This is a genomic window from Azospirillum ramasamyi (genome assembly GCF_003233655.1).
Taxonomy (GTDB): Bacteria; Pseudomonadota; Alphaproteobacteria; order Azospirillales; family Azospirillaceae; genus Azospirillum; species Azospirillum ramasamyi.
The window spans coordinates 592,377-616,474 of the sequence record NZ_CP029829.1; the positions used below are offsets into that span (position 1 = coordinate 592,377).

Here is a 24,098-nt window from a genome sequence, read left to right on the forward strand (position 1 = left end):
CGCTCGTCAGCGGAACAGGAGATAGAGGACGATCGCGACCACGATCAGGCCGATGATGATCCACATCCAGTTCATGCCCGAACTGGCGGCCCCGCCGTCGGAGTCGTCATACACACCAACTTTCTTGGGCTTCTGTTCGTCTGCCATGGGAGCCTCCTTTCGGGGATGGACCGGCGGGTTATGCCCCCATCCGGCATGCTCCCATCAAACAGGGCCTCTCCTGGATCGTTCCGCCATTCGTTACGGGGAATCAACGATCCTTCAAATCAAACGAAAGTGGCCGGCAAAGTCGAAGCGCCGGCTTAACCGGCCATCTTCTGGTGCTCCAGAAAGGCGGTCTTCAGCAACGCCTTCAGATCGTCGCCGTACTGGTGGAAGCGGACGGACAGCTGGCCGCGCTCCTCGTCGCGATGCAGCACCACGAGGTTGGCGACGGCGGCCACTTCCTGACGGTCGGCCAGCACCACGCGGGCCTGGAAGGTCTGGCCGCGCTGATAGGGCTGGTTGACCGCCAGCAGGCACAGGCCGCCCACCGACCAGTTGCGGGCGGGGAAGCTGCCATGTTCGGTGTGGACGACCATGCCCGGACGCACGAACCGCTTCTGGCGCCGGCGTTCCTCCGGCGGCGGCGGGGGGAAGGGGCTGGAGGCGCTGGGCACGTCGATACCCGACCCGTCGGTCAGCGCATTCTGGAAATTCGCGCCGCGGACCACGGCCGTTCCCATGCCGGACTCGCGCAGGTCGGCGTCGGAAAAGTCGGCGCCCTCGAAATTGGCGGGCCAGTCGCGGCCGCCGGCCAGCGGCACCGGGCGGGCGTCCACCCCGTTCATCAGCGTGTGCGCCAGATAGGCGCGACGCAGGGTGGCGCCGCGCAGCACGGCGTCGCGCAGGTCGGCCTCATCGAGATCGATGTAGGACCACTCCGCCATTTCCAGGCTGGCCCTGGTCAGCCGGGCGCCCGGCAGCCGGCAGCGGCGCAGCCGGGCGGCCGCCAGCGTGCGCCCGTGCAGGTCCGCCCCCGCCACCGACACGAGGTCGAGGTCGAGCCGCGACCCCTCGGCCCCGCCGCTGTCGACCCAGCGCTCGTGCCGTTCCACCAGTTCCAGGAATTCGGCCACCGGCATCGCGGTGTAGTTGGGCTGGACGATGGCGTCGGGCGGCAGGGCGAAGGGGATGAAGGTGCGGGTCAGGGTGGCATGGTCCATCACCGTGTTGCCGAACACCGCCCCATCGAGGTTGGCCCCGCAGAAATCGGTGCCCATCAGCACGGCCGAGGTCAGTTCCGCCCCCGTCAGGTCGGCGTCGTTCAGGTCGGCGCCGGTCAGGTCGCAGCCGCTGAAATTGGCGCCGGCCAGGATCGAGCGTTCCATCTTGGCTTCGGTCAGCCGGGTGGTGCCGGTGCCGCGGGCCGTCGGGCTGCCGCCGTCCTGGCCGCCGCTGTCCACCAGTTCACCGGCGCGGAAATCGGCGCCGCGCAGGTTGGCGTCGGTCAGCACGGCGCGGTGCAGGTTGGCCCCGCGCAGGTCGGCGCCGGTCAGGATGGCGCCCGACAGGTTCACCGCCTCCATGTCGGCGCCGAACAGGTCGGCCTGCGACAGGTCGGCCTTCACCATGCGGGTGTTGCAGAGATTCGCCCCGGCCAGCTTGGCCCCGGCCAGCGACACGCGCTCCAGGTTCAGCCGCGACAGGTCGCGGAAGCTGAGGTCGGCGCGGCGGCCGCTGGACGGCCGCTTCAGCCACGTCTGATGCGCCTGGATGATCGTCCGGAGTTCGTCGATCTCTTTGGGATCGCGTTCGGCCATGGTGTGGGTTTCCCGGATCCACCGTATGACGAAAGACAGGAGCGTCGGCGCAACGATAGCCCGTTCGGTATTGCCCGTCACTGATTCTGAAACTGCCGGGTCAAATCGGCCCGGCAGCCGTTCTCGTCGCAGCTTCCCTCGATCAGGATTTCCTTTATGACGACCGACGCGGCGGGACCGAGCCGTTCTCTCGATCTGCTCAATTTCTTTCTGGCCGACGTCCGCGACGGATTGGGGCCTTACCTGGCGATCTATCTGCTCTCCGTTCAGCATTGGAACGAAGCGGATATCGGGCTGGTCATGACGCTGGCCGGGCTGGCCGGCCTCGCGGCCCAGATCCCGGCCGGCGCGCTGGTGGACGGCACGCGCTACAAACGCGCGGTCGTCGTCGTCGCGGCGCTTCTGGTCACTGTCGGGTCGCTGTCTCTGCCCTGGCTGAACGATTTCACCATCGTCGCCGTCCTGCAATCGGGGGTCGGCGCCGCCGGGGCGGTCTTTCCCCCGGCCATCGCGGCGATCACGTTGGGGATGCTGGGACCGCGCGCCTTCGTCCGCCGGATCGGACGCAATGAATCCTTCAACCATGCCGGCAATGCGGTGGCGGCCACGCTGGCCGGGTTGGCGGCCTACGCTTTCGGGCCGGTGGCGGTGTTCTGGCTGATGACCGCGATGGCGCTGTGCAGCATCGCCGCGACCGCCGGCATTCCGGCCAATGCCATCGACCATGCCGTCGCCCGTGGCCTGCACGCCTCCAGCCGGGAGGGGAGCCGCGAGGAGGCGCCCTCCGGCCTGCGCGCCATCCTGGGCTGCCGCCCGCTGCTGGTGTTCGGGGGCTGCGTTGCGCTGTTCCACTTCGCCAATGCGGCGATGCTGCCGCTGGTCGGCCAGAAGCTGGCGCTGAAGGATCCGGCGCTGGGCACCAGCCTGATGTCCTTCTGCATCGTCGCGGCCCAGTTGGTCATGGTGCCGATGGCGATGCTGGTGGGGGGCAGGGCGGATCGCTGGGGGCGCAAGCCGCTGCTGCTGGCGGCCTTCCTGGTGTTGCCGCTGCGCGGCTTTCTCTACACCCTGTCCGACAGCTCGGCCTGGCTGGTCGGCGTGCAACTGCTGGACGGGGTGGGGGCCGGGCTGCTCGGCGCCCTCTTTCCGCTTGTGGTCGCCGATCTGACCGAGGGCACCGGACGCTTCAACGTCAGCCAGGGCGCCATCGCCACTCTCCAGGGGCTCGGCGCTTCGCTCAGCACCGCCGCCGCCGGCCAGATGGTGGTGCGGGAGGGGTACAGCGCCGCCTTCCTGATGCTGGCCGCCGCAGCCGGGGTTGCCCTGATGCTTGCGGCCCTTCTGCTGCCGGATACCCGCGGCGTCGCCGTGGCGGAGGCCGGGGAGAGCGAAGCTGCGCCGGCCAACGTCGCGAAGGCATCTTCGGAGGCCTGAACGCCCTGAGCTGAATCCCCCGGCCGAAAGCCGGGCCTGAAACGGCGAAGCCCGGCTCCGCGATGGGGCCGGGCTTCCTGAAAATCCGGGCTGCCTTTGACGATCGGCGGGCGGACGATCAGCCGGCGCGCGCGCCGACCTTCTGGCGCAGGGCCTGGATCAGGCCTTCGACGCGGCCACCGTTCTGCTCGATGACGGAGGCGAATTCCTGCCGCTGGGTCACGCCCATGCTGACATTCTCCACCACCACGTCGATGATCTTGAAATCGGAGCCGACCTTGCGGACGCGCCAGCTGACGTTCACCGGAGGACCGTTGGGGCGGACGATCTGGGTCGTCACCATGGTATCCGACTCACCGGCGGGGGAGGTGCCGATGATCTTGAAGGTTTCGCCGGAATACTCGACGAAACGCTCGGCATAGGTGTTGACGATCAGCTGCTCGAACAGTTTCTGGTACTCGGCCCGCTGCGCTTCGGTGGCGCTGTTCCAGTAGCGGCCCAGCACCCAGCGGCCGATGTACGGCACGTCGAAGCCGGCGTACAGAAGCTTGCGGAAGCGCTGGATCGCCTGATCGCGCGACAGGCTCTTGTCCGAGAAGGTTGCAATTGCTTCGTTCCCCAGTTTCTGGATGAACTCAGCGGCTCCCCGGTCCGCGCTTTGCGCGGCGGCGGGGGAGATGAGGAGGTGCCCGGCCCAACCGCTCACCGCGAGCAGGGCAGCGGACGCGACAAACTTGCGGCGTGTCAGCATGGTAGGGCGAAAGGTGGCGGTTGCCGCGGCATTGTCAACGGTCATTTGGCCTTTGGGAGTCCTGTGACCTCGGGGATCCGAAATCCATATGCACCGGGCCGGCCTGCCGGTGCGCTTCCCGGTCGGGGAAAGGCGCCGGCAGGCGGCGGCGAAGCCATGCGCTTCGGATCAGGGCTTCGGCGGGGTCGAATAGTCCGGGAATTCCGGCTCGGCCGCCGCCTTGTTGTTGTTGATCTCCGCCCGGCGCTGCTGCTGGTGCAAGCTGCGCACGGTGGCGTAGAAGTCCAGCGAGTTGCGGCGCAGGTCGTCGACCTCGTTGAGGATCTGCGACCGGCGGTCAACGGCGTTGGTGGTGGAGCGGGCGACCAGCAAGCCCTTGTTGTCGGTACCGTAGGCCCAAATGCGGACCGGGTCGCCAACGGTGTCGACGGCATAGCCGGCGGTGTCGCGCAGGTTCGACGGACCCAGCAGCGGCAGCACGATGTACGGGCCGTCGCCAACACCCCAGACGGCCAGCGTCTGGCCGAAATCCTCCGGCGCGTTCGGGATGCCGGCCTGGGTGGCGACGTCGGCGAGACCGCCCACGCCCAGGATGGTGTTGGTCAGGAAGCGCCCGGTGGCGTGGGACGCCCCCTCCACATTGCCCTGCAGCAGGTTGTTGGCGATGTAGATCGGCGACATCAGGTTGTCGATGAAGTTGTGGATCGCGTCGCGCACCGGATCGGGCACGATACCGACATAAACCTCCGCCGCCGGACGGATCACCAGGACGTCGGCCGCCTCGTTGGCGGCGAAGACGAAGCGGTTGGGGATTTCCAGCGGGTCGTTGACCTGATAGGCGGCGTCCGCCGCGCCCGAGTCGCCGGGATTGGTCGCGCAGGCCGTCGCCGTCAGGGCGAAGGCCACGACGGTGGCCGTGCGGAGGAGGGAGCGGGAAAGGCTGGCCAGCTTCATTTGCGACGGCTCTTTATCAGTGGGCTCGACTCGGTGCGGAACGCCGCATGCCCTGTCCACAACCGAAGACTCCGATGGCGGAAGTCCTCAACCCTGGCAAGTCGGATACGCGGTCGGGCGGAAGATTGTGTGAGATATCTCAGAATTTCCACCGTTTCCTGACCTAACACAGGCTTTGCGGTTTGACCAGCATGGGCCGCCGCGTCCTGCGCGGCGGCGCGGCGATTGTGACGGCTTTGCCGCAGCCGCGCCGGAAAGCTTGCGCGCCGCCGCTTTCGACCTCGGACTTGGCGGTCGGGCATGGGCCGGGCCTCAGCCGTGACGGCAGCGTTGGCGGTGACCCACGAAAAGCGGTTTACGACGCATAAAGATATCTTTATATCTGTATTCGGGCTGTCGGGGCGTGGTGCACCGGCCGGCCGCACCCCTCCCTGGCCCGAATCGGACATGAGGCGATGGACGAACTGCTGGCGACGCTGAAGGCGGCGGCCGAGACCACGCGGCTGAGGCTGTTGGCGCTCTGCGCGCATGGCGAGCTGACGGTGACCGAACTGACCCAGATCCTGGGCCAGAGCCAGCCGCGCGTTTCGCGCCACCTGAAGCTTCTGTGCGATGCCGGGCTGCTCGACCGCTTCCGCGAGGGCACCTTCGCCTTCTACCGCCTCGCCGAAAAGGGGCGGTCGGCCGAGTTGGCGCGGGTGCTGGTCGACGCCATCCCCGACGAGGATCCGACCCTGACGCTGGATCTGGAGCGGCTGGAGGCGATCAAGCGTTCCCGCTCTGAGACCGCCGCCGCCTATTTCCGCGAGAATGCCGCGCGCTGGCACGAAATCCGCTCCCTTCACGTTGCGGAAGGCGAGGTCGAGGCCGCTCTGCTGCGCCTTTTCCCGAAAGAAGGGGTGGAGGAACTGCTTGATATCGGCACCGGCACCGGACGGATGCTGGAGGTGCTCGCCCGGCGCGTCCACCGTGCGATCGGGGTAGACCAGTCGCGCGAGATGCTGGCCGTCGCCCGCAACCGGCTGGAGGAGGCGGGCCTGCGCCATTGCCATGTCCGTCAGGCCGACATGTACCAGCTGCCTTTTCCTTCCGGCTCCTTCGACGCCGCGGTGATCCATCAGGTGCTGCACTACACCGAATCGCCGGCCGGCGTCCTGGCCGAGGCGGCACGGGTTCTGCGCCCCGGCGGGCTGCTGCTGGTCGTCGATTTCGCTCCCCACCATCTGGAAGCCCTGCGCGAGGAGCATGCGCACCGCCGCCTGGGCTTCGCGGACGCCGAGGTCGCCGGCTGGTGCCGCCAGTCGGGCCTGGATTGCGGCCCGGTGGTGCATCTGCCGGGCGATCCGCTCACCGTCTCCATCTGGCCGGCCACCCGTCTTCCGGCCGGCGCCCACAGTTCTTCCCCGCAAGCCCAATCCCAAAAGCCTGCCCACTCGCTCAGCGGAGTCCCGTCATGACCGCGCCCACCTCTGCCCAGCCGTCCGTCAGCTTCGAGTTCTTCCCGCCCAAGTCGGAGAAGATGGAGCAGAGCCTGTGGCAGTCGATCCGGCGGCTGGCTCCGCTGTCGCCCGGCTTCGTGTCGGTGACCTACGGCGCCGGCGGCTCGACCCGCGAGCGCACCCACGCCACCGTCTGCCGCATCCAGGCCGAGACGGGGATCCCGGCCGCCGCCCATTTCACCTGCGTCGGCGCCACCCGCGACGAGATCGACGCCATCGCCCGCACCTATTGGGACGCCGGCATCCGCCATCTGGTGGCGCTGCGCGGCGACCCGCCGGAGACCGCCGGCGGCGTCGGCGGCCGCTACGAGCCGCATCCCGGCGGCTACGCCTATGCCTCCGATCTGGTGGCGGGGATGAAGCGCATCGCCGACTTCGAGATCTCGGTGGCGGCCTATCCGGAATCCCACCCGGAGGCGCCGAGCGCCCAGTTCGACCTGGACAACCTGAAGCGCAAGGTCGATGCCGGCGCCACCCGCGCCATCACCCAGTTCTTCTTCGACAACGACGTCTATTTCCGCTTCCTCGACCGCTGCGCCGCGGCCGGCATCCATGTGCCGATCGTCCCCGGCATCCTGCCGATCACCAACTTCGCCCGTGCGGTGGAGTTCGCCGGAAAATGCGGCGCCTCCATGCCGGCGAAGCTGGCCGAAACCTTCGAGGGCCTGGACGACGACCCGGAAACCCGCCATCTCGTCGCCGCCACCGTGGCCGCCGAGCAGTGCCAGGAACTGCAGGCGCGGGGCGTGCATGATTTCCATTTCTACACCCTGAACCGCTCCGACCTGACCACCGCCATCTGCCGCATGCTGGGCGTGAAGGCGAAGGCGCCCGCTGCCGGGCCGGTGGCGGGGTAGGGCGCCGGACGCCGCCCCGTGCTACGCTGGTGCGGCGAACGTCACGGGAGGACTGACGCCATGGACAGCCGGATCGGGTATGACACCGATTTCCTTGCCTGGACCGAGGAGCAGGCCCGCCTGCTCCGCGAGGCGTCGCGCGAGCGCATCGACACGCCCATCGACTGGGAGAATGTCGCGGAGGAGATCGAAAGCATGGGCCGGTCGGAATTGCGCGCGGTCGAAAGCGCGCTGGTCCGTGTGATCCAGCATCTGCTGAAACTGGAATACTCCCCGGCGGCCGATCCGCGCGGTGATTGGAAGGTCTCCGTTCTCGAACATCGCGACCGCGTTGCTCGCGACCTGTCGGCTGGTCCCAGCCTCCGCGGCCGGATCGACACCGCGGACCTCTACAGGACCGGCCGGAAGATCGCAGCGCTCGGCTTGGAACGTGACGGCATCCGCCCGAACGGCCTTCCGGCCGACCGCCCCTATTCGCTGGAACAGCTTCTCGATGCCGACTGGTGGCCCGCCAGCCGCCACGGCCTCGCCTGATCCCGCCAATCTGCCCCGAACCTGCCAAAATAACGGACAAGACGCATTCCCATGCCCCACATCCTCGACACCCTGCGTGACCGCGTTCTGCTTTGCGACGGCGGGTTCGGCAGCCGCATCCAGGCGCTCGACCTCGACGTCGAGAAGGATTACTGGGGGCACGAGAACTGCACCGACATCCTGCCCCTGTCGCGCCCCGACATCGTCCGCGACATCCACCGCGGCTATTTCGAAGCCGGGGCGGACATGGTGGAAACCGACACCTTCGGCGCCTCGCCGGTGACGCTGGGCGAGTTCGGCATCTCCGAAAAGGCCTTCGAGATCAACCAGCGCGCGGTCGAACTGGCGCGCGAGGCGGCGGAAAGCTTCAAGGACGGGCTGCCGCGCTTCGTCATCGGCTCCATCGGGCCGGGCACCAAGCTGCCCAGCCTGGGCCACATCGCCTATCAGCCGGCGGAGGACAGCTTCTATGTCCAGGCCGCCGGGCTGATCGCCGGCGGGGCCGACGCCATCCTGGTCGAGACCTGCCAGGATCCGCTGCAGATCAAGGCCGCCGTCAACGGCATCAAGCGCGCCCGGCTGGAGGCCAAGTCCGACACCCCGGTCTTCGTCCAGGTGACGGTGGAGACCACCGGCACGCTGCTGGTCGGCACCGACATCGCCGCCGCGGCGACCGTCATCCAGGCGCTCGACGTGCCGCTGATGGGCCTGAACTGCGCCACCGGCCCGCTGGAGATGAGCGAGCATGTGCGCTGGCTGTCGCAGAACTGGCAGGGACTGATCTCGGTCCAGCCCAATGCCGGCCTGCCGGAACTGGTCGACGGCAAGACGCACTACCCGCTGCTGGCCAACGATTTCGCCCATTGGCTGGAGCGCTTCGTGACCGAGGACGGGGTGAACCTCGTCGGCGGCTGCTGCGGCACCAATGTCCCGCACATCGCGGCGGCGAACGAGATGCTGCGCAAGCTGGCGCCCGCCGGCTCGCACCGCCCGGCGCCGAAGGGCCGCACCGTCCATTGGGTGCCGGCGGTGGCCTCGCTCTACAGCCAGGTCACGCTGCGCCAGGAGAACGCCTTCTTCGCCATCGGCGAGCGCTGCAACGCCAACGGCTCCAAGAAGTGGCGCGAACTGCAGGAGAAGCACGACTGGGACGGCTGCGTCGAGATGGCGCGCGAGCAGGTGAAGGAAGGCAGCCATTCGCTGGACGTCTGCACCGCCTTCGTCGGCCGTGACGAGGTGGCGGAGATGAACGCGGTGATCTCCCGCTTCGCCGGCTCCGTCACCGCCCCGCTGGTGATCGATTCCACCGAGTACAAGGTGCTGGAGCAGGCGCTGGCGCTCTATGGCGGCAAGGCGATCCTCAACTCCATCAACTTCGAGGACGGCGAGGAGCCGGCGCGCAAGCGTCTGGAACTGGCCAAGAAGTTCGGCGCCGCCGTCATCGCCCTGACCATCGACGAAGAGGGCATGGCGAAGACGCCCGACCGCAAGCTGGCCATCGCCAAGCGGCTCTATGATCTGGCGGTGAACGAATACGGCCTCGCCCCGTCCGACCTGCTGTTCGACCCGCTGACCTTCACCATCGCCACCGGCAACGAGGACGACCGCAAGCTCGCCATCTGGACGCTGGAGGGCATCGAGGCGATCGCCCGCGAGATGCCCGGCTGCCAGATCATCCTGGGCCTGTCCAACGTCTCCTTCGGCCTGAACGCCGCGGCGCGCCATGTGCTGAACTCGGTCTTCCTCGACCATGCGGTGAAGAAGGGGATGACGGGCGCCATCGTCCACGTCTCCAAGATCCTGCCGCTGCACCAGATCCCGGAGAAGGAGGTCAAGACCGCCGAGGATCTGATCTTCGACCGCCGCGCCGAGGGCTATGACCCGCTCCAGGCGTTCATCGCTTTGTTCGAGGGCCGCAAGGCGGCGGACGCCAAGAAGAAGGCCCGCGCCGAAGCCGTCGAGGAGCGCCTGAAGGAGCGCATCGTCGACGGCGACCGCACCGGGCTGGAGGACGATCTGGCCGAGGCTATGAAGACCCATCCGCCGCTGGAGATCATCAACACCTATCTGCTCGACGGCATGAAGGTGGTCGGCGAACTGTTCGGCGCCGGCAAGATGCAGCTTCCCTTCGTCCTCCAGTCGGCCGAGACGATGAAGGCCGCGGTGGCGTGGCTGGAGCCGCACATGGAGAAGATCGAGGGCCAGCAGAAGGGCACGCTGGTTCTCGCCACCGTGAAGGGCGACGTCCACGACATCGGCAAGAACCTCGTCGACATCATCCTGACCAACAACGGCTACAAGGTCATCAACCTCGGCATCAAGCAGCCGGTGACCTCGATCATCCAGGCCGCCAAGGAGCACAAGGCCGATGCCGTCGGCATGTCCGGCCTGCTGGTGAAGTCCACCGTGGTGATGCGCGAGAACCTGGAGGAGATGACCCGCGAGGGGCTGGAGGTGCCGGTGCTGCTCGGCGGCGCCGCCCTGACCCGCGCCTATGTCGAGGGCGACTGCGTGGCGTCCTACGGCTCTGGCCGCGTCGCCTATGCCGGCGACGCCTTCGACGGCCTGACCCTGATGGACAAGGTGGTGGAGGGCAGCTTCGACCAGCAGCTCGCCATCCAGCAGGCCAAGCGCGCCGGCAAGGCGACCAACCGCCGCCGTGTGCTGGGGCAGGCGACCAGCGCCGCCACCGGCCCGGTGGACAAGGACGCCGTCCGCGCCCGCCGCCGCCGTCTGGCCGAAGGCGTGCCGGTGCCGACCCCGCCCTTCTGGGGGCCGAAGCTGATCGACCATGTGCCGCTGAAGACGCTGGTGACCTATCTTAACGAGCGGATGCTCTATCAGCTGCAATGGGGCTACCGGAAGGACGGCAAGTCCTTCGAGGAGTTCAAGGAGTGGGCGAAGAAGGAGCTGCGGCCGGTGCTCGACCGCATCCTCCGGATCGCGGCCCAGGAGGAAATCCTGCGTCCCACCGCGGTCTACGGCTATTGGAAGGCGGCGGCCGACGGCAACGACGTGATCCTGTTCGAGGAGGACGGCACCACCGAGGCCGCCCGCTTCACCATGCCGCGTCAGGCCAAGGAGAATGGCGAGTGCATCGCCGATTTCCTGCGCGACGTGACCGATCCCGAGCGTGACGTGATCGGCCTCCAGGTCGTCACCATGGGCCAGCATTGCGCCGAGGTGGCCCGCGAATGGTTCGCCGAGAACCGTTACCAGGACTATCTCTACCTGCACGGCCTGTCGGTGGAGATGACCGAGGCGATGGCGGAATATGTCCACGCCCGCATCCGCGCGGAGCTGGGCTATGGCGCCGAGGACAGCCGCGACAAGGAGAAGCTGCTGCAGCAGGCCTATCGCGGCAGCCGCTACAGCTTCGGCTATCCGGCCTGCCCGAACCTGAAGGACCAGGAACAGCTTCTGAAGCTTCTGGACGCCGGGCGCATCGGCATCGAGATGTCGGACGAGGACCAGCTCCATCCCGAGCAGAGCACTTCGGCCATCGTCCTGCACCACCCGCGGGCCAAGTACTTCTCGGTGTGATTTGACCCTCCGCCGCCCGTTCCATGTTAGAATGGGCGGCGGAGGACTCTCATGGCTGCGGTCGACGCACGGAACGACGAGAAGCTGCAAATCCTGCTGGACCGGATCGTTCCGGCCCTGGAGCCGGAAGCCGTCTACCTGTTCGGCAGCCGGGCGCGCGGCGATTTCGACGAGGACAGCGATTACGACCTGCTGGTGATCATCCCGGACGACGCCCCGAAGGAGCGGCGGTCAGCCGTCTTCGCCCATGCGGCCAAGGCCGGGACCGGCATTTCGGCGGACATCGTGCCGTGCAGGCGCTCCTTCTTCGAGGCGAACAAGGATCAGGTCGGCACTCTGAGCTACAAGGCCTCGCATGAAGGGGTGCGGGTCTATGGGGCTTGGGGTCGGGCCGGAGGCATGGCTGGCGACGGCATCGCTGGATTTGCGCGCCGGTCCCGCCTGCTTGCCCGTTCCGGAGCCGATCGTCACCGCTGCTGCTTACCACTGTCGACAGGCGGCCGAAAAGCTGGTCAAGGCGGTGTTGGCTTGGCTCGGGCAAGACGTGCCGCGCTCCCGCGATATCGACGCTCTCGTTATCCGTGTTCCCGGTGATCTGCCGATACGCGAGCGCTTGCTGCCTCTTGGCCGCTTCACCGCCTATGCCATCCTGTACCGCTATCCAGGCGAGTCGGGCGAGGTTTCCGACGAACCGACGGGCAGAGGAGGTTCGCGGCTGGCTGGACGAGATCGAAGCCGTGCGGGACAGCATAGCGGCGGCCATCTCCCTCACGAATGGATCCCCTTCATGACTTCCGCCACCCCCCTCGACCTCCACCGCGAGACCGTCCGTCCGGAGTGGATCGACTACAACGGCCACATGAACGTCGCCTATTACCTGTTGGCCTTCGACCATGCGACGGACGCCGTGCTGGACCGGTTCGGCATCGGCAAGGCCTATGTCGCGGCGCAGGACCGCTCGGTTTTCGTGGTCGATGCGCACCTGACCTATGCCCGCGAGGTGACGGAGGGGACGCCGCTGCGCTTCGGCTCGCTGCTGCTCGGCGCCGATGCCAAGCGGCTCCATCTGTTCCACGAGATGCGCCATGCGGAGGAAGGATGGCTGGCGGCGACGGCGGAGTTCATGCTGCTGCATGTCGACCTCGCCACCCGCAAGACCTGTCCTTTTCCGGCGGCGGTCGCGGCGGCTCTGGCCGGACAGGCGGCGCTCCATGCGGCAGGCCCCTGGCCGCCGCAGGCGGGACGGGCGGTGGCGCGGCTGAATCCTGTCCAATCAGGCATGGGCCGAGGTTGAGTTCGCGGGGGATGCCCCCATCTATCGAGGAATGAAGAACGCATTCGCCAGACGGCCCCGCTCCGCAACCTTACTGGCCGCCGCCGCGGTATTCATCGTCTTTCCCGTCGGGGCGGCGCTCGCCGACTGTACCGAGGCGGCGCAGCCGAACGTCAATTGGCGGCGATGCTCGCAGGACGGGCAGTCGCTGAACGGCGTCGATCTCACCGGCGCCATGCTGCGCGATGCGACCTTTCAGCGCGCCTCGCTGAAGCAGGCGAAGCTGGCCGATGCCGACGGCTACCGCGCCCGCTTCGTCAGCTCCACCGCGCCGGGCGCGGTCTTCGACAGGGCGCGGCTGATCGAGGCCGATTTCACCCGCGCCGATCTGGCCGGCGCCAGTTTCCGCGAGGCCGACCTGCGCAACGCCAAGTTGGTGGGGGCTTCGCTGGTGAAGGCCGATTTCACCGGAGCCAGGCTTTCCGGCACCGATCTCCGCAATGCCGATCTGTCGGGGGCCCGCTGGACCGACGGCAAGCATATCTGTGCGGAAAGCTCGATCGGGCAATGCAACTGATGCGGCTGCAGCAACGCGCCGCATCGCGGAAACCCGCTTGCGGTAGGGGCTTGCGCCGCGTACCGTTCGAAACCTAATGATTTTTTACGGACGGCGGTCGTGGCCATCACGGAGGATTTCGAGCGTTCCGGCGACCTCGCTGCGAAGGCGATGGAGCGGATGCTGTCCGACCGGCTGCCGCCGACCCCGGAGAACTTCACCCTCTGGTACGTCTACTTCAGCGGCCAAAAGCCGGACCTGACCCGCGCCGTCGATCTGGCGCGCCGCGACGGGCTGGCCACATCGCAGACGCTGTGCGACGAGCTGTACAAGCGCTTCTTCACGCTCGACGCCGAAGCTCAGGCGATCCGGGAGACCTCCGACAAGGCTCGCTACGCGCTTGGTCGCATCCTGGAGCAGCTGGGCAATGTCGGGTCGGAGACGGAGCGTTACGGCAACACCCTGACCGGCTTCCGGGACGAACTGGACCAGCCGCTCAGCCTGGCGGAGTTGCGTGCGATGGTCGCCGCCATCGCGGCGGAGACCAAGGAGATCGTCGACCGTCAGGCCGCGCTCCAGTTCCAGCTTCAGGAATCGAGCCAGCAACTGGCGGAGATGCGGGTCAGCCTGGACAGCGCGCGGCGCGAGGCGCTGACCGACGGGCTGACCGGCATCGGCAACCGCAAGGCCTTCGACCTGATGCTGCAGGAGGCGATGGAGGCCTCGCTGCGCGACGAGCAGCCCTTGTCGCTGCTGATGATCGACATCGACCATTTCAAGGCCTTCAACGACACCCACGGCCATCTGGTCGGTGACCATGTGCTGAAGCTGGTCGCCCGCATGCTGACCGAATGCATCAAGGGCCGCGACACCGCCGTCCGCTATGGCGGGGAGGAGTTCGCGATCATCCTGCCGCGCACCAGCCTGGAGAACGCCACCAAGCTGGCCGAGCAGGTGCGCACCTTCGTCGGCGCCCGGCAGATCGTGAACAAGGCGCGCAACGCCAATTACGGCACCGTCGCCCTGTCGGTCGGCGTCACCCAGTTCCGCCCCGGCGAGCAGGCGATGGCGCTGGTCCGCCGCGCCGATCAGGCGCTCTACGCCGCCAAGCGCGGCGGGCGCAACCGGGTGATGGCCGCGACCGAGTGAGCCGCGCGGCCAAAGCCCGACCGGCGAATGAGGTCATGTAATTCTAAAGCGAATGCAAATCCGCTTCAGGCCAGCGCCCTCCGCACCGCCTCGGTTCGCAGCAGCAGTTCCGCCACCAGCTCACCCGCCGGCCGGCGTTGCGCCAGCCGCAATCCCTGGCCGGCCCACAGCGACAGGAACTCCGCCCGGCCGGCCTTGCCGGCGGCGGTGCGCAGCGGCCGGGTCAGCGTGTTCTGCAAGGGAAAGGGCAGCACCGCGTCGGGCGCCTGCGGGGACTCCACCACCTCCATGAAGCGGTTGACGATGCCGCGCGCGGGCCGGCCGGAAAAGGCGCGGGTCAGCCGGGTCTGGTCCTCGCGCGCCGACAGGATGGCGGCCTTGTGCGCCTCGGGGATGCCGGCCTCGTCGCTGGTCAGGAAGACAGTGCCCATCTGCACCGCGGCGGCGCCCAGCGCCAACGCCGCGGCGATGCCGCGCCCATCCATGATGCCGCCCGACGCGATCACCGGCACGGTCACCGCATCGGCCACCTGCGGCACCAGCGCCATGGTGCCGACCAGATTTGCCGCCGGATCGCCGATGAAGCTGCCGCGATGCCCGCCGGCCTCGCTGCCCTGGGCGATCACCGCATCGACGCCGGCCCGCTCCAGCGCCACAGCCTCCGCCACCGTGGTCGCGGTGCCCAGCACCCGCATGCCGCGCGCCTTGGCCGCCGCCACGCTGTCGGCCGGCGGCAGACCGAAGGTGACGCTGTAGTAGGCCGCCCCGCTGTCGAGCAGCGCCGCGAACTGCCGGTCGAACCCGTCGCCGGCATAGGACGGCCTCTCCGGTGCCGCCAGCCCGAGCTCGGCGTGGAAGGGGGCGAGCCGGGCCAGCGCCTCGGCCGTCATCGGCGCGGGGCCGGGGGGCGGCGTCGGCGCGAACAGGTTGATGCCGAAGGGCAGGGCGGTGCGGCTGCGGATATCGAGCGCCCGTTCGGCGATCTGCGTGTCGGTCAGATAGGCCGATCCGACGAAGCCGAGACCGCCGGCCTCGTTGACCGCCGCCACCAGCGCCGCCGTGTCGCCGCCCCCCGCCATCGGCGCCTGGATCACCGGCGAGCGCAGCCCGAGCCGCTCAAGGGACACCGTGTGGGAGGGCATGTCCGTCTCCATCGCTTCGACAACGGTGGCGATGCTACGCCCCGGCGGCCTTCACGACCAATGACTTGTTCTGAAGGCGCCGTTCACTCCGGGTGAAGGGAGGATTCCTCCGGTCATGGTCTTTGTTGATCCATCTCAGCGCCGACTGGCTGACATTCAGCCGCCCGGCGGTGGCGCTGCCCGGACGGTTGACCTTCCGCAGGATCGCAGGCAACTGCCGGTCGATCATCCCGGCAGATCGTCCATGTCTTCTGCTCATCCATTTATGAGAACAAACCATTTCCGTTCACGATGAACGGCCGTTACTTCTGGTTCAACCGTTCGCGCCGGCAACAGTCGGACTCACCGCCCGAGCACCCCCCAAAAGGACCGTCATGCCGCAAGCCGAAGCCACGCACGCCGCCGACACCGAACCCGCCTCCGCATCCGTCGGTCGGCACGAGTTCGGAAACGTCACGCGGCTGGTCATCGCGCAGGCGCTTGCCGGGGCCAACGCGGTGGTCGTCTATGCCACCGGCGCCGTCGTCGGCAACACGCTGGCGCCCAGCGCGGCCCTGGCGACGCTGCCGCTCTCCATCTTCGTGGTCGGCATGGCGGTGTGCACCTTGCCGGCCGGAACCATCGCCCGCCTGTATGGCCGGCGCGCCGCCTTCCTGGCGGGCACCGGATGCGGCGTCCTCGTCGGCCTGCTGTCCTGGCTCGCCATCCTGCTGGGCAGTTTCTGGCTGTTCTGCGCGGCGATGATCCCCGGCGGCGCCTATGCCGCGGTGGTGCTCTCCTTCCGCTTCGCCGCCGCCGACTGCACCTCTGCCGAGCGGCGTCCGCGGGCCATGTCCGCCGTCATGGTGGGGGGCGTGGCCGCCGGCGTCGTCGGACCGCAGCTTGTCACCCACACGATGGACCTGTGGCCGCCCTATCTGTTCGCGGCGACCTATCTGGCCCAGGCCGCCGTGGCCGCCCTGTCGGCGCTCGTCCTGCTCGGCGTCCGTCTGCCGAAGCCGACGGCGGCGGAGGTTGCCGGCGGCCGGCCGGTTTCCCTCATCCTGCGCCAGCCCCGCTTCATCACCGCGGTGATCTGCGGGGTGGTGTCCTACCTGCTGATGAACTTCATCATGACGGCTGCCCCGCTGGCGATGCGGCTGTGCGGCCTGTCGCAGGAATCGGCGAATCTCGGCCTGCAATGGCATGTGATCGCGATGTACGCCCCCAGCTTCTTCACCGGCCGTCTCATCACCCGCTTCGGCGCTCCCCGCCTTGTGGCCACCGGCATGGCGCTGATCGCCGCATCCGCCGCCGTGGGGCTGATGGGGCTGGAGGTCGCCCATTTCTGGGTGAGCCTGATCCTGCTGGGGTTGGGCTGGAACTTCGGCTTTCTCGGCGCCTCGGCCCTGGTGCTGGAGTGCCACCGGCCGGAGGAGAGGACGCGGGTACAGTCGCTGAACGACTTCATCGTCTTCGGCACGATGGCCTTCGGCTCCTTCGCCTCGGGCGGGTTGCTGACCAGCTATGGGTGGGAAAGCGTGCTGTGGCTCTCGTTCCTGCCGCTCGCGGTGGCGGTCGCGGCGCTGGCCGCGCCGGCGTTCTACCGCCCCGCCAGGGCTGCGATGTGAAAACGGCTGCGGGCGCGGTCTTTCCCCCGCGCCCGAAGTCTTATACCACCGGCCTTTGATCCTGACGGGGCAGGATCAAAGGCTTCGGGTGGCGGCATTACCCTGTCAAACGCGACCCTCAGATCACGTAGGTCAGTTCCTTCTCCGACTTCAGGCTGTTCTTGCCCAAGGCTTCGTCGACATAGTCGAGCAGTCGGGCCAGCGCCTCGCTGCGGCCGAGCGAGGCGGTGTCGATCACCAGTTCGGGCTGGTCCGGCGCCTCGTAGGGAGCCGAGATGCCGGTGAACTCGGCGATCTCGCCGGCGCGCGCCTTCTTGTACAAGCCCTTGGGATCGCGCTCCTCGCAGGTGGCGAGGTCGGCGGCGACATACACCTCGTGGAAGCGCTCGCCGCCGATCACCCGCGCCCGCGCCCGGTCGGACTTCAGCGGCGAGATCAGCGAGGCGATCACCACCATGCCGGCGTCGGCGAACAGCTTCGCCGCCTCGGCCACCCGGCGGATGTTCTCCGCCCGGTCGTCGGCGGAGAAGCCCAGCCCGGCGTTCAGGCCGTTGCGGACATTGTCGCCGTCCAGTACGAAGGTCTGCCAGCCGCGGTCGAACAGCGCGCGTTCCAGCGCCATCGCCAGCGTCGATTTGCCGGCGCCCGAGAGCCCGGTCAGCCAGACGATGCCGCCCTTGTGGCCGTTGGCCTGGGCGCGCTCCTCCTGCGAGACGGTGTGCGACACCTCCGTGATGTTGGCCGCCGCGGCGTCCTCGATCTCCACCACCAGGCAGCCGCCGACCACGTCGTTGCCGTCGATCAGCGCGCCGCGGCCGGTGCGCGGCAGGTCCGACGCCAGATCCAGGGCGATCGGCGAGCGGGAGCGCAGCACCACCTCCGCCACCTCGTTGCGGCGGACCGCCTTGCCGGGGGTGCTGGACAGATCCTCCACGTCGATGACCGCCGTCACCTGCTCCACCGTCACCCGGTGCTCTGCGGTGGCGATCTTCAGGGTATAGGTCTTTCCCACCACCAGCGGGTCCGACACCAGCCAGAACAGCCGCACGCTCAGCCGGTGGGCCAGGGTCGGGGCGTCGGCCTGATGGTGGGCGATGTGGCCGCGTTCGGCGAAGATGCGCTTGTCCAGCGTGATGCCGATGCTCTGCCCGGCCTGGGCCGACAGCACCGTCTCCGGATGGTTCCACGCCTCGATGCTGACCACCTTGGCGCTGGCCCCGGTGGGCGAGAAGTGCAGGGTGTCGCCGACGCGCAGGCGCCCGCTCTCGATGCGGCCGGCCAGGATGCGGCGGTCGTCCGGCTTGTAGACGTCCTGCAGGGGCAGGCGCAGCGGCTGGTCCGGCGAGGTCTGCTGCGGACGGAAGGCGTCGAGCTGCTCGATCACCGTGGGGCCGAGATACCAGTCCGACAGTTCGCTGCGGGTGACGATGTTGTCGCCGTTGCGGGCGGACACCGGGATCACCGCCCTGGGCTGCAGGCCCAGCTCGGCCAGATAGTCCTTGATCTCCTGCGCCACCGCCTCGTAGCGGCGGCTGGAGAACTCGACCTTGTCCATCTTGTTGACGACGACCGCGACCTGGCGCACGCCCAGCAGATGCAGCAGGAAGGCGTGGCGGCGCGACTGTTCCAGCGCGCCCTCGTCGGCGTCGATCACCAGCAGGGCGGCGTCGGCCTGGGAGGCGCCCGTCACCATGTTCTTCAGGAACTCGGTGTGGCCGGGCGCGTCGATGATGACGTAGGGGCGCTGCCGGGTCTTGAAGTGGATCTGCGTGGTGTCGATGGTGATGCCCTGGTCGCGCTCGGCCTGGAGGGCGTCCATGACGAAGGCCCATTCGAACGGCATGCCGCGCTTGCGGCTCATCTCGCGGACCTGCTCCACCTTGCCGTCGGGCAGGCTGCCGGTGTCGTTCAGCAGGCGGCCGATCAGCGTGGACTTGCCATGGTCGACATGGCCGACGATGACGATGCGGAGTTGAGAATGCGGCATCTTACATGTACCCCACGCTGCGCAGGCGCTCGAAGCTGTCTTCGGATTCGTTGTCCATCGCGCGGCCGGCGCGCTCCGGGATGCGGGTCACCTGAAGCTCGGCGATGATCTCGTCGATGGTGGACGCGGTGCTGTCGACCGGGAAGGTGATGTTCTTCTCGCCCAGCGAGCGGTAGCGCTTGCCGTCCCTGGCGAAGTACAGCGGGACGATGGGAATTCCCTCGCGCTGCGAATAGCGCCAGATGTCCAGCTCGGTCCAGGCCAGCAGCGGGTGGATGCGGACATGGACGCCTTCGGGGAAGCGGGTCTTGTAATGGTCCCAGAACTCCGCCGGCTGGTCCTTGACGTCCCAGTCGCCTTCCAGCGAGCGCGGCGAGAAGACGCGCTCCTTGGCGCGGGTTGCCTGCTCGTCGCGGCGGATGCCGACCATGACGCCCTGGTAGGCGTGGTCGCGCAGCAGGTTCTTCAGACCCTCCGTCTTGCGGGCGGCGGCGCGCGTCAGCGGCGGCAGGGTCTGGTCCATCTCCTCCTCGGGCGGGCACTGCTCCACCTTCAGGTCGAGGTCCCATTCCCTGGTGATGCGGTCGCGGAACTCGTAGACCTCCGGCAGCTCCATGGCGGTGTCGAGCTGCACGACGGGGAAGGGGATGCGGCCGAAGAACGCCTTGCGGCAGAGCCAGAGCAGCGCGTTGCTGTCCTTGCCGATCGACCAGAGCATCGCCAGCTTGTCGATGCGGTTGTAGGCTTCGCGCAGAATATAGATGCTCTGGTTTTCGAGCTGGTCGAGATCGGCGCTCATCGGGCGGTTCCAATCATGGTGTGTATGCCGCATTCGGTCTTGGCGCTGCCGGCCCAGCGGCCGGAACGCGGGTCGGCACCGGGCGCCACTCGCTCGGTGCAGGTGTAACAGCCGATCGACAGGAACCCGTCGGCTTCCAGCGGGTGGCGCGGCAGTCCGCGCCGGGTGAACTCCTCCTCCAGCCGGTCCTTGTCCCAGTTGGCCAGCGGGTTGACCTTCACGCGGCCCCCCTCCGCCTCGAACAGGGGCAGGGTGGCGCGGGTCGCGGACTGGAAGCGCTTGCGCCCCGTCACCCAGGCCTCAAGCCCGGCGGTGACCAGCGCGCGGTCCAGCGGCACCGCCTTGCGCAGGCGGCAGCAGGCATCGTAATCGCGGTTGAACAGCAGGCCGTCCCTGTCGCCGGCGGCGAGGTCGTCGGCGGTCGGCCCGATCTCCCGCACATCGGTCAGGCCGAGCAGCTTCACCAACTGGTCGCGGTAGCGCAGGGTCTCGCCGAACAGCTTGCCGGTATTCACAAACAGAACCGGGAAATCGGGCGCCGCTTCGGCGGCCAGCGCCAGCAGCACCGCGGATTCGGCGCCGAAGGAGGACAGCAGCGCGATGCGCCCGCCGAACACCCCATGCATGGCGGCCAGCAGCGGAGCGCCTTCCAGCGTGCCGTAGCGCTCGGTCAGGTCATTCACCCGTGATTCCGCGTCCATCATCGGCTGCCTTTCGCGGTGGCCTATAAAGTCTAGTCATTTGATGGGTAATCGTCTCGTGTTTGCACATTATCACCGGCGGAAAACCCGTGCAACGTAAATACATTCTCTACTTGTTTAATAGGTTTGTGCTGCGCTGCAGCGCTTTGTGTGAAATATGTTGATTGTGTCGCCGGGTCCGGGCTAAATGCCGCCATGCACATGAGTTCCATCATAGGGACAGGTCTCCGCCGCCCCGTGTCGTCCGCTTCGGCGGTACGGCCATGATTCCGCTGGCGCTCGACCCGTCGCGGGTGGCGATCGCACTGGCCGGCAACGGCCCGCTCGCGCTCCGCCGTCTGACGCAGCTGCGCGAGGGCGGGGCCGATCCGGCGGTGTTTTCACCGGAACCGGATGGGGAATTGGCCGCGCTGGCCGGCGACCGTCTGGTGCGGGCGCTGCCGGCGGCCGGGGATTTGGACAGGGTCGGCGTGTTGTATGTCATGGGGCTGGGGGCGGCGGCCGAGACGGCGCTGGCGGAACTGGCGCGGTCGCGCCGCGTTCTGGTCAATGTCGAGGACGTCATCCCCTTGTGCGATTTCCACTCGCCCTCCGTGGTGCGGCGCGGAGATCTGGTGATGACGGTTTCCACCGGCGGCCGCAGCCCCACGCTCGCCAGCCTGTTGCGCCAGCGGCTGGAGGCGCTGTTCCCGGATGAGTGGGCGGAGCGGCTGCGGAGCATCGCCGATTTTCGCAACCGCCGCCGGGCGGAGGGGGCGTCGATGGCCGAGGTCGCGCAGGAAACCCGCGCGCTGATCGACCGGGAACGATGGCTGCCGTGAGAACCTCCCAAGCCGCCATGCCGAATTCACTGCCGGACCGTCACCGGTTCGGGTAAGACACCAAAAGCGTTTGAGAACGACCAGCCAGGAGAGCCAGATGTCGGCCAAGGATCGATCGAAGGAAGGATCGATGAAAGCCATCACCGCCAACCGCCTGCGCGACGGGGAAGTCGTGTTCCTGGGCGAGGGCGGCGTGTGGGTCGAGTCCTTCGCCGAGGCCGCGCTGTTCCCGCGCGCCGAGGCCGACGGGGTGCTGGCCGCCGCCAAGGAGAAGGCGGAGCGCGAGCAGTTCGGCGTCGACATCTACGCCTTCGAGGTGGTGGAGCAGGACGGCGTTCCGGTCCCGGCGACGATGCGCGAGCGCATCCGCACCGCCGGCCCGACCGTGCGCCTCGATCTTGGAAAACAGGCCGCCTGAGTTAACGATCGCTGGCCGTTCCGGCGGCCCTGAGGGCTTATCGACATGAACCACATCGCGCCCGGCGCCCGTGCCGGCATCTACCACTACGACGAGATCGACCGGCAGTTCGTCGCCGAGCGCGTCGAGCAGTTCCGCAAGCAGGTCGACCGCCGCCTGTCCGGCGAGCTGACGGAGGAGGAGTTCAAGCCGATCCGGCTGATGAACGGCCTCTATCTCCAGCTTCACGCCTACATGCTGCGCATCGCCGTGCCCTATGGCGTGATGTCCGCCACCCAGCTGCGCAAGCTGGCGGAGATCGGGCGCAGGTACGACCGCGGCTACGGCCATTTCACCACCCGCCAGAACCTGCAATACAACTGGATCAAGCTGGAGGACACCCCGGCCATCCTGCATGAGCTGGCCGAGGTGGACATGCACGCGCTGCAGACCAGCGGCAATTGCGTGCGCAACGTCACGACCGACCCCTTCGTCGGCGCCGCCAGGGACGAGGTGGTGGACGGCCGCGTCTATGCCGAGATCCTGCGGCAGTGGACGACGATGCACCCCGAGTTCACCTATCTGCCGCGCAAGTTCAAGATCGCCATCTCCGGCGCCGAGAGCGACCGCGCGGCGGTGCGCATCCACGACGTCGGCCTGCTGGCGCGGCGCAACGACAAGGGCGAGCCCGGCTTCTCCTTCTATGTCGGCGGCGGCCTCGGCCGCTCGCCCTTCGTCGGCAAGCTGGTGCGCGAGTGGGTGGCGCAGGAGGATTTCGTCGCCTACCTGGAAGCCATCCTGCGCGTCTACAACCAGTACGGCCGCCGCGACAACATCTACAAGGCCCGCATCAAGATCCTGGTCCACGAGCTGGGGTTGGAGAAGTTCACCCAGGAGGTCGAGGAGGAGTTCGCGCGGCTGCGCGGGCCCAAATACAGGTTGGACCCGGAGGTGGTCGAGGCGATCCGCCAGCATTTCGCCCCGCCGCCCTTCGAGGATCTGCCCGACCATTCCGACGCGCTGGAGAAGGCGAAGGCCGCCGATCCGGCCTTCGCCAACTGGCTGGCGGTCAATGTCGCAGAGCACAAGGCGCCGGGCTATGCCATCGCCACCGTCTCGCTGAAGCCGGCCGGCGGCATCCCCGGCGACGCCACCTGCGACCAGATGGACCTCGTCGCCGATCTGGCCGAGCGTTACAGCTTCGGCGAGCTGCGCGTCACCCATGTCCAGAACCTCGTCCTGGCCCATGTGAAGAAGGACGACCTCTACGACCTGTGGAAGCGGCTGGACGCGGCGGAGCTGGGCAGCGCCAATGCCGGGCTGATCGGCGACATCATCGCCTGTCCGGGGCTGGATTACTGCGCGCTGGCCAACGCCCGCTCGATCCCACTGGCGCAGGCGATCTCTGCCCGCTTCGCCGATCCGGTCCGCCAGCGCACCATCGGCGAGCTGGGGATCAAGATCAGCGGCTGCATCAACGCCTGCGGCCACCACCATGTCGCCGCCATCGGCATCCTGGGCGTCGACAAGAAGGGCACCGAATACTACCAGATCACGGTGGGCGGCGACCCGACGCTGACCACGGCCATCGGCGACATCCTGGGCCCGGCGGTGACGGAAACCGAAGCGGTGGACGCCATCGAGGCCATCGTCGACGTCTACCTCGCCAACCGGTCGGACGAGGGCGAGCGGTTCATCGACACCCTCAAGCGCGTCGGCCATGCCCCGTTCAAGGAGAGAATCTATGCCGCTGATTGAGAATGGGCGCATCGGCGAGGACGCCTGGAGCTTCATCCCCGACGGCGAGCCGGTCCCCAACGACCGTCCGGTCATCATCAGCTTCGAGCGCTGGCAGGCGGAGCGCGACAGCTTCGACGGCCGCAATGCCCGGCTGGGCGTGCGGCTGAAGAGCGGCACGCTGGCGGGCGCGATCGCCGCCGACCTCGACCGCTTCTCCCTGGTGGCCGTGGAATTTCCGAAGTTCCGCGACGGCCGCGGCTTCTCCACCGCGCGCGAACTGCGGGAGCGCTACGGCTTCACCGGCGAGATCCGCGCGGTCGGCCATGTCATCCCCGACCAGTACCTGTTCCTGGTCCGCACGGGCTTCACCTCGGTCGAGGCGCCGGAAGGCACCAACCAGGAGAGCTGGGACAACGCGCTGAAGGAGATCACCGTCGCCTTCCAGCCCAGCCTGGACGACAGCGCGCCGCTGTCGCTGCTGCGCCGCAAGCTGAAGGTGGGGTAGGGCGGGATTCTTCCGCTCATAACGAATAGGAAGGGCGCCGTCTC

22 protein-coding genes and 2 pseudogenes are annotated in these 24,098 nt (G+C 68.0%); 15 read left to right on the forward strand and 9 right to left on the reverse strand.

Features of this window, described 5'->3' with window-relative positions; all coding sequences use genetic code 11:
* Positions 1-6: 6 nt before the first annotated feature.
* Both DM194_RS27980 and DM194_RS02745 read right to left on the reverse strand, forming a co-directional pair.
* Entirely contained in the window at positions 7-147 is a 141-nt protein-coding gene (locus DM194_RS27980; protein WP_162629950.1) for a hypothetical protein, read from the reverse strand.
* A 155-nt stretch (positions 148-302) separates the two neighbouring features.
* Entirely contained in the window at positions 303-1,802 is a 1,500-nt protein-coding gene (locus DM194_RS02745; RefSeq protein ID WP_111065814.1) for a pentapeptide repeat-containing protein, read from the reverse strand.
* Between the two features lie 156 nt (positions 1,803-1,958).
* Here DM194_RS02745 and DM194_RS02750 point away from each other — a divergent pair, with 156 nt between their 5' ends.
* Positions 1,959-3,236 carry an MFS transporter gene (locus DM194_RS02750; RefSeq protein ID WP_111065815.1) on the forward strand — a complete coding sequence of 426 codons (1,278 nt, stop codon included), beginning with the start codon at positions 1,959-1,961 and terminating at the stop codon, positions 3,234-3,236.
* A 118-nt stretch (positions 3,237-3,354) separates the two neighbouring features.
* Here DM194_RS02750 and DM194_RS02755 read toward each other — a convergent pair whose 3' ends face one another.
* Both DM194_RS02755 and DM194_RS02760 read right to left on the reverse strand, forming a co-directional pair.
* The gene (locus DM194_RS02755; protein WP_246024257.1) at positions 3,355-4,032 is read right to left on the reverse strand and encodes an MlaC/ttg2D family ABC transporter substrate-binding protein; all 678 of its coding nucleotides are present in this window, start codon (positions 4,030-4,032) and stop codon (positions 3,355-3,357) included.
* Positions 4,033-4,155: 123 nt separating this feature from the next.
* Positions 4,156-4,941, reverse strand: a complete 786-nt coding sequence (locus tag DM194_RS02760) for an MlaA family lipoprotein (RefSeq protein ID WP_111065817.1) — start codon at positions 4,939-4,941, stop codon at positions 4,156-4,158.
* Positions 4,942-5,396: 455 nt separating this feature from the next.
* Between DM194_RS02760 and DM194_RS02765 the strand changes: the two genes are divergently transcribed.
* The 9 genes and pseudogenes from DM194_RS02765 to DM194_RS02800 all read left to right on the forward strand — a co-directional run bounded on the left by DM194_RS02765 (position 5,397) and on the right by DM194_RS02800 (position 14,352).
* The gene (locus DM194_RS02765) at positions 5,397-6,398 is read left to right on the forward strand and encodes an ArsR/SmtB family transcription factor (RefSeq protein WP_111065818.1); all 1,002 of its coding nucleotides are present in this window, start codon (positions 5,397-5,399) and stop codon (positions 6,396-6,398) included.
* The gene (gene metF, locus DM194_RS02770) at positions 6,395-7,297 is read left to right on the forward strand and encodes a methylenetetrahydrofolate reductase [NAD(P)H] (protein WP_111065819.1); all 903 of its coding nucleotides are present in this window, start codon (positions 6,395-6,397) and stop codon (positions 7,295-7,297) included. Before DM194_RS02765 ends, metF begins: the two co-directional genes overlap by 4 nt.
* A gap of 60 nt (positions 7,298-7,357) precedes the next feature.
* Positions 7,358-7,831, forward strand: a complete 474-nt coding sequence (locus tag DM194_RS02775; RefSeq protein ID WP_111065820.1) for a DUF29 domain-containing protein — start codon at positions 7,358-7,360, stop codon at positions 7,829-7,831.
* Between the two features lie 51 nt (positions 7,832-7,882).
* The gene (gene metH, locus DM194_RS02780; protein WP_111065821.1) at positions 7,883-11,374 is read left to right on the forward strand and encodes a methionine synthase; all 3,492 of its coding nucleotides are present in this window, start codon (positions 7,883-7,885) and stop codon (positions 11,372-11,374) included.
* Between the two features lie 51 nt (positions 11,375-11,425).
* A pseudogene (locus DM194_RS29095) lies at positions 11,426-11,608 on the forward strand (nucleotidyltransferase domain-containing protein); the annotation flags it as partial.
* 139 nt (positions 11,609-11,747) lie between these two features.
* Positions 11,748-11,990 (forward strand): annotated as a pseudogene (locus DM194_RS29100) (HEPN domain-containing protein); the annotation flags it as partial.
* 171 nt (positions 11,991-12,161) lie between these two features.
* Positions 12,162-12,668, forward strand: coding sequence for a thioesterase family protein (locus DM194_RS28590; protein WP_246024259.1), 507 nt, complete (start codon positions 12,162-12,164; stop codon positions 12,666-12,668).
* Positions 12,669-12,699: 31 nt separating this feature from the next.
* A complete protein-coding gene (locus DM194_RS02795; RefSeq protein WP_111065823.1) occupies positions 12,700-13,224 on the forward strand; it encodes a pentapeptide repeat-containing protein in 525 nt (174 codons plus the stop codon).
* A 99-nt stretch (positions 13,225-13,323) separates the two neighbouring features.
* Entirely contained in the window at positions 13,324-14,352 is a 1,029-nt protein-coding gene (locus DM194_RS02800; RefSeq protein WP_111065824.1) for a GGDEF domain-containing protein, read from the forward strand.
* Between the two features lie 65 nt (positions 14,353-14,417).
* On the opposite strand, the gene DM194_RS02805 is transcribed toward DM194_RS02800, so the two are convergent.
* Both DM194_RS02805 and DM194_RS02810 read right to left on the reverse strand, forming a co-directional pair.
* Complete coding sequence (locus DM194_RS02805) at positions 14,418-15,494, reverse strand: NAD(P)H-dependent flavin oxidoreductase (protein WP_111067694.1); 1,077 nt, start codon at positions 15,492-15,494, stop codon at positions 14,418-14,420.
* 34 nt (positions 15,495-15,528) lie between these two features.
* Entirely contained in the window at positions 15,529-15,723 is a 195-nt protein-coding gene (locus DM194_RS02810) for a hypothetical protein (RefSeq protein ID WP_111065825.1), read from the reverse strand.
* A gap of 145 nt (positions 15,724-15,868) precedes the next feature.
* Between DM194_RS02810 and DM194_RS02815 the strand changes: the two genes are divergently transcribed.
* Positions 15,869-17,104: an MFS transporter gene (locus tag DM194_RS02815; RefSeq protein ID WP_111065826.1), complete on the forward strand. Its 1,236-nt coding sequence runs from the start codon at positions 15,869-15,871 to the stop codon at positions 17,102-17,104.
* Between the two features lie 118 nt (positions 17,105-17,222).
* Here the strand turns inward: DM194_RS02815 and cysC are convergent, their stop codons facing one another.
* From cysC to DM194_RS02830, 3 genes are read right to left on the reverse strand one after another with little or no spacing between them, the layout of a single operon-like run.
* A complete protein-coding gene (gene cysC, locus DM194_RS02820; protein ID WP_111065827.1) occupies positions 17,223-19,091 on the reverse strand; it encodes an adenylyl-sulfate kinase in 1,869 nt (622 codons plus the stop codon).
* Position 19,092: 1 nt separating this feature from the next.
* A complete protein-coding gene (cysD, locus tag DM194_RS02825; protein WP_111065828.1) occupies positions 19,093-19,890 on the reverse strand; it encodes a sulfate adenylyltransferase subunit CysD in 798 nt (265 codons plus the stop codon).
* Positions 19,887-20,591 (reverse strand): phosphoadenylyl-sulfate reductase, encoded by a 705-nt coding sequence (locus DM194_RS02830; protein ID WP_111067696.1) that lies wholly within the window; start codon positions 20,589-20,591, stop codon positions 19,887-19,889. The genes cysD and DM194_RS02830 overlap by 4 nt, the downstream gene beginning before the upstream one ends.
* A 263-nt stretch (positions 20,592-20,854) precedes the next feature.
* On the opposite strand from DM194_RS02830, the gene DM194_RS02835 reads away from it, so the two are divergent.
* From DM194_RS02835 to DM194_RS02850, 4 genes are all read left to right on the forward strand, one after another.
* On the forward strand, positions 20,855-21,412 hold the full coding sequence (locus DM194_RS02835) for a precorrin-2 dehydrogenase/sirohydrochlorin ferrochelatase family protein (protein ID WP_111065829.1): 558 nt from the start codon (positions 20,855-20,857) through the stop codon (positions 21,410-21,412).
* 130 nt (positions 21,413-21,542) lie between these two features.
* Positions 21,543-21,830 (forward strand): DUF2849 domain-containing protein, encoded by a 288-nt coding sequence (locus tag DM194_RS02840; RefSeq protein WP_111067698.1) that lies wholly within the window; start codon positions 21,543-21,545, stop codon positions 21,828-21,830.
* 45 nt (positions 21,831-21,875) lie between these two features.
* Positions 21,876-23,567: a nitrite/sulfite reductase gene (locus DM194_RS02845; RefSeq protein ID WP_111065830.1), complete on the forward strand. Its 1,692-nt coding sequence runs from the start codon at positions 21,876-21,878 to the stop codon at positions 23,565-23,567.
* Positions 23,554-24,054: a DUF934 domain-containing protein gene (locus DM194_RS02850; protein ID WP_111067699.1), complete on the forward strand. Its 501-nt coding sequence runs from the start codon at positions 23,554-23,556 to the stop codon at positions 24,052-24,054. Before DM194_RS02845 ends, DM194_RS02850 begins: the two co-directional genes overlap by 14 nt.
* The last annotated feature ends 44 nt before the right edge of the window (positions 24,055-24,098 follow it).

Bases quoted from the DNA above. Each gene is read 5' to 3' on its own strand.
- DM194_RS27980 (WP_162629950.1), bottom strand. From the start codon at position 147: ATGGCAGACGAACAGAAGCCCAAGAAAGTTGGTGTGTATGACGACTCC.
- DM194_RS02745 (WP_111065814.1), bottom strand. From the start codon at position 1,802: ATGGCCGAACGCGATCCCAAAGAGATCGACGAACTCCGGACGATCATC.
- DM194_RS02750 (WP_111065815.1), top strand. From the start codon at position 1,959: ATGACGACCGACGCGGCGGGACCGAGCCGTTCTCTCGATCTGCTCAAT.
- DM194_RS02755 (WP_246024257.1), bottom strand. From the start codon at position 4,032: ATGACCGTTGACAATGCCGCGGCAACCGCCACCTTTCGCCCTACCATG.
- DM194_RS02760 (WP_111065817.1), bottom strand. From the start codon at position 4,941: ATGAAGCTGGCCAGCCTTTCCCGCTCCCTCCTCCGCACGGCCACCGTC.
- DM194_RS02765 (WP_111065818.1), top strand. From the start codon at position 5,397: ATGGACGAACTGCTGGCGACGCTGAAGGCGGCGGCCGAGACCACGCGG.
- metF (WP_111065819.1), top strand. From the start codon at position 6,395: ATGACCGCGCCCACCTCTGCCCAGCCGTCCGTCAGCTTCGAGTTCTTC.
- DM194_RS02775 (WP_111065820.1), top strand. From the start codon at position 7,358: ATGGACAGCCGGATCGGGTATGACACCGATTTCCTTGCCTGGACCGAG.
- metH (WP_111065821.1), top strand. From the start codon at position 7,883: ATGCCCCACATCCTCGACACCCTGCGTGACCGCGTTCTGCTTTGCGAC.
- DM194_RS28590 (WP_246024259.1), top strand. From the start codon at position 12,162: ATGACTTCCGCCACCCCCCTCGACCTCCACCGCGAGACCGTCCGTCCG.
- DM194_RS02795 (WP_111065823.1), top strand. From the start codon at position 12,700: ATGAAGAACGCATTCGCCAGACGGCCCCGCTCCGCAACCTTACTGGCC.
- DM194_RS02805 (WP_111067694.1), bottom strand. From the start codon at position 15,494: ATGCCCTCCCACACGGTGTCCCTTGAGCGGCTCGGGCTGCGCTCGCCG.
- DM194_RS02810 (WP_111065825.1), bottom strand. From the start codon at position 15,723: ATGATCGACCGGCAGTTGCCTGCGATCCTGCGGAAGGTCAACCGTCCG.
- DM194_RS02815 (WP_111065826.1), top strand. From the start codon at position 15,869: ATGCCGCAAGCCGAAGCCACGCACGCCGCCGACACCGAACCCGCCTCC.
- cysC (WP_111065827.1), bottom strand. From the start codon at position 19,091: ATGCCGCATTCTCAACTCCGCATCGTCATCGTCGGCCATGTCGACCAT.
- cysD (WP_111065828.1), bottom strand. From the start codon at position 19,890: ATGAGCGCCGATCTCGACCAGCTCGAAAACCAGAGCATCTATATTCTG.
- DM194_RS02830 (WP_111067696.1), bottom strand. From the start codon at position 20,591: ATGGACGCGGAATCACGGGTGAATGACCTGACCGAGCGCTACGGCACG.
- DM194_RS02835 (WP_111065829.1), top strand. From the start codon at position 20,855: ATGATTCCGCTGGCGCTCGACCCGTCGCGGGTGGCGATCGCACTGGCC.
- DM194_RS02840 (WP_111067698.1), top strand. From the start codon at position 21,543: ATGAAAGCCATCACCGCCAACCGCCTGCGCGACGGGGAAGTCGTGTTC.
- DM194_RS02845 (WP_111065830.1), top strand. From the start codon at position 21,876: ATGAACCACATCGCGCCCGGCGCCCGTGCCGGCATCTACCACTACGAC.
- DM194_RS02850 (WP_111067699.1), top strand. From the start codon at position 23,554: ATGCCGCTGATTGAGAATGGGCGCATCGGCGAGGACGCCTGGAGCTTC.